Origin of the sequence: Streptosporangium sp. NPDC006013 (assembly GCF_040614275.1) — a bacterium.
In the GTDB taxonomy this organism is placed as follows: Bacteria; Actinomycetota; Actinomycetes; order Streptosporangiales; family Streptosporangiaceae; genus Streptosporangium.
Map to the genome: position 1 here is coordinate 1 of NZ_JBEXUE010000691.1, position 4,040 is coordinate 4,040.

General features: G+C 70.0%; 1 protein-coding gene. It reads right to left on the reverse strand.

Features of this window, described 5'->3' with window-relative positions; translation table 11 throughout:
- The coding region (locus tag ABZ260_RS47945) for an SDR family NAD(P)-dependent oxidoreductase (protein ID WP_355631765.1) at positions 1-4,040 on the reverse strand (4,040 nt) is incomplete at both ends.

Consider the following 4,040-nt stretch of genomic DNA (forward strand, 5'->3'; position numbering starts at 1 on the left):
GGCGCCCAGCAGCGGATGACCCGCCACCGCCAATCCCGCCGCAGCCACATTCCCCACCCGGGAACCCGCCGCCGCAGGCCAGAACCACTGGTGCTCGAAGGGGTAGGTGGGCAGATCGACCCAGCGCCCACCCGGCAGCATCGATCGCCAGTCGACCGACACGCCGTGCACATGCAGCTCGGCCAGCGCCGTCATCACCGCCGTGTGCTCATCCCGGTCCTTTCGCAGCACCGGCACCAGCACCATGTCCGTCTCATACGCATCCACGGCAGAGCCGGCGTCGAGCGTGTCCTGCGCCATGGCGGTCAGCACCCCGTCGGGGCCCAGCTCCAGATACGCCCGCACCCCCTGCGCGTGCAGAACACGCACGCCGTCGGCGAAACGGACCGCGCCACGAACCTGATCCACCCAGTAATCCGGCGAGCACAACTGCTCAGCCGTGGCCGTCTCCCCGGTCAGAGTGGACACGATCGGAACCCGCGCCGGGTTGTAGGTGAGCCTGCTCGCCAGCGTGCGGAACTCCGCCAGCATCGGATCCATCAACGGCGAATGGAACGCATGCGACACCCGCAACCGCCGCGTCCGCACCCCCTGGGACTCCAGCGCGGCGGCCACCTCAAGCACCGCCTCCTCCAACCCGGACAGCACCAGCGAGAGGGGACCGTTCACCGCCGCGACCGACACCTCACCCTCACGCCCCGCCAGCAGATCAGCAACCTGGTCCTCGGACGCCTGGACCGCGACCATCGCCCCACCCGCAGGAAGCGCCTGCATCAACCGCGCCCGGCCCGCCACCAACGCAGACGCATCGGCCAGCGACAACACCCCCGCCACATGCGCCGCCGTGATCTCCCCGATCGAATGACCGGCCAGCACATTCGGCCGCACACCCCACGACTCGACCAGCCGGAACAACGCCGTCTCCACCGCGAACAGCGCCGGCTGCGCCCACCCCGTCTGATCCAGCAGCCCGGCCTGGCCGGCGAACAGCACCTCACGCAGCGAACCCTCAAGCAGCGGGTCCAGCTCGGCGATCACCTCATCCAACGCCTCCGCGAACACCGGGAACCGCTCATAGAGTTCCCGGCCCATCCCCGCCCGCTGGCTGCCCTGACCGGTGAACAACACCGCAAGCTTCGGCTCCCCAGCGGCCACCCCGCGCACCACACCCGCACCCGGCAGGTCCCCGGCCAGCGCACCCAAACCCGCCAGCACACCATCGTGATCCCCCGCCAGCACCACCGCGCGATGCTCGAACACCGACCGCGTCGTGGCCAGCGAGAACGCCGTATCGGCCAACGCCACCTCACGATGGCCCCCCACGTGCGAGATCAAACGCTCGACCTGCGCCCGCAACGCCCCCGCCGTACGACCCGACACCAGCACCGGAACCACCACACCAGCGGCCGGCGCCCGATCCTCCGCACCCGGCTGAACCGAAACCCCCGGCCCCTCCTCCAAGATCACGTGAGCGTTGGTGCCACTGATCCCGAACGACGACACACCCGCCCGGCGCGCATGACCATTACGCGGCCACTCCACCGGCTCGGTCAGCAACTCCACCGCGCCCGCCGACCAGTCCACATGCGAGGACGGCGCATCCACGTGCAGCGTCTTGGGCAGCACACCGTGCCGGAGAGCCATGACCATCTTGATCACACCGGCGACACCGGCCGCGGCCTGCGTGTGACCGATGTTCGACTTCACCGAACCCAGCAGCAGCGGACGGTCCTCGTCCCGGTCCTGCCCATAGGTCGCCAGCAGTGCCTGTGCCTCAATCGGGTCACCCAGCGTCGTACCCGTACCGTGCCCTTCCACCGCGTCCACCTCGGACGGCGACAAACCGGCACCGGCCAGCGCCTGCCGGATCACCCGCTGCTGCGAAGGACCGTTCGGCGCGGTCAAGCCGTTGGACGCACCGTCCTGGTTGACCGCCGACCCACGCACGACCGCCAGCACCTGGTGACCGTTGCGGCGCGCGTCCGACAGCCGCTCCAGCACCAGCATGCCCACACCCTCGGCCCAGCTCGTGCCATCCGCCGTGTCCGCGTAGGGCTTGCACCGGCCGTCGCCGGCCAGCCCGCCCTGCACGCTGAAATCGATGAACACCCCAGGCGTGGCCATCACCGTCACACCACCGGCCAGCGCCAGCGAGCAGTCACCGCCGCGCAGCGCCTGCGCCGCCAGATGCAGCGCCACCAGGGAGGACGAGCAGGCGGTGTCCACCGTCACCGCCGGACCCTCCAGCCCGAAGGTGTAGGACAGGCGACCGGTCGCGACGCTGCCCGCGCCACCAGTACCGACGAACCCCATCGCTTCTTGCGGAAACGACACGCTGTTCGTGTAGTCGTGATACATCAGTCCGGCGAACACGCCGGTACGGCTGCCGCGCAGCGAGCCCGGCTCGATCCCGGCCCGCTCGACCGCCTCCCACGACACCTCAAGCAGCAGCCGCTGCTGCGGATCCATCGCCAGCGCCTCATGGGGCGAGATCCCGAAGAACCCCGGATCGAACTCCCCTGCCTCGTGCAGGAAGCCGCCTTCGCGCACATAGTCGGTGCCCCGGCGTTCCCGATCCGGGTTGTAGGAGGCTCCCAGATCCCAGCCGCGCGTGGTCGGGAAGGGCGAGATCGCGTCCGCGCCCTCGGTGACCAGCCGCCACAGGTCCTCCGGAGAAGTGACCCCACCCGGATAGCGGCACGCCATGCCCACGATCACGATGGGGTCGTCGGCCACTGGCCGGATCTCGGTGGGTACCACCACGTCGGCGTGCTCGCCGAGCAGCTCGGCCAGCAGGAACTGCGCCAGCACGGCAGGCGTCGGGTAGTCGAACACCAGCGTGGACGGCAACCGCAACCCGGTTGTACCGTTCAGCCGGTTACGCAGCTCGACCGCGGTGAGACTGTCGAAGCCCAGCTCGCGGAACTCCCGCCGCACCTCCACCGTCTCGGGCGAGAAGTGCCCGAGCACCATGGCCACCTCGGTACGTACCAGATCCACCAGGACCTCGACGCGCTCGGCCGCGCCCAGCGGACCTAGCCGCTGCAGCAGGGTGCTGGCTGTCGCCGCCTTCCCGACGGCGGACCGGCGGCTTCCCCGCACCAGCTTGCGCAACAGTGGCGGTATCTCGCCCTGGGCACGCAGCACCGGCAGATCCAGCCGGACCGGGGCCACGACCGGTTCGCCAGAACGGACCGCCGACTCGAACAAGGCGACGCCCTGTTCCGGTGCGATTGGCGGCGTGCCGGCACGGACCAGCCGCTCCATGTCGCCATCGCTCAAGGTGCCGGTCATCCCGCTGTCCTGAGCCCACGCACCCCAGGCGAGCGACAGTCCGGGCAACCCCGCAGCCCAGCGCTGCTGGGTCAGCGCGTCGAGGAAGGAGTTGGCCGCGGCGTAGTTGCCCTGGCCGGGAGCTCCGATCATGCCCGCCGCCGACGAGAACACGGCGAACTCGGCCAGATCTAGATCTGCGGTGAGTTCGTGCAGGTGCCAGGCGGCGTCGACCTTCGGCCGCAACACCACATCCAGCCGCTCCGGCGTCAGCGAAGGGATGGTCCCGTCATCCAGCACGCCCGCGGTGTGGATCACCGCTGTCAGCGGATGCTCGGCGTCCACCTCGGCGAGTAAGGCCGCCACCTGGTCCCGGTCGGTCACATCACACGCCACGACTGTGACCTCGACACCGTGTGCGATCAGCTCGGCCTGCAACTCCACCGCTCCCGGAGCATCCAGGCCCCTTCGGCTGGCCAGCAGCAAGTGCCGTATGCCGCGCTCGGCCACCAGATGCCGCGCGAACAGCGCGCCCAAACCGCCCGTGCCGCCGGTGATCAACACCGTGCCGTCCGGGTTCCACCGCCGGGGCATCGTCAGCACGATCTTACCCGTGTGCTTGGCCTGGCTCATGAACCGGAACGCCTCCCGGCCCCGCCGCACATCCCACGGCGTCACCGGCAACGGCCGCAGCTCACCAGCCGCGAACAGCTCCATCAGCTCGGCCAGGATCTGCCGCAACCGCTCCGGCCCCGCGTCCAGCATGT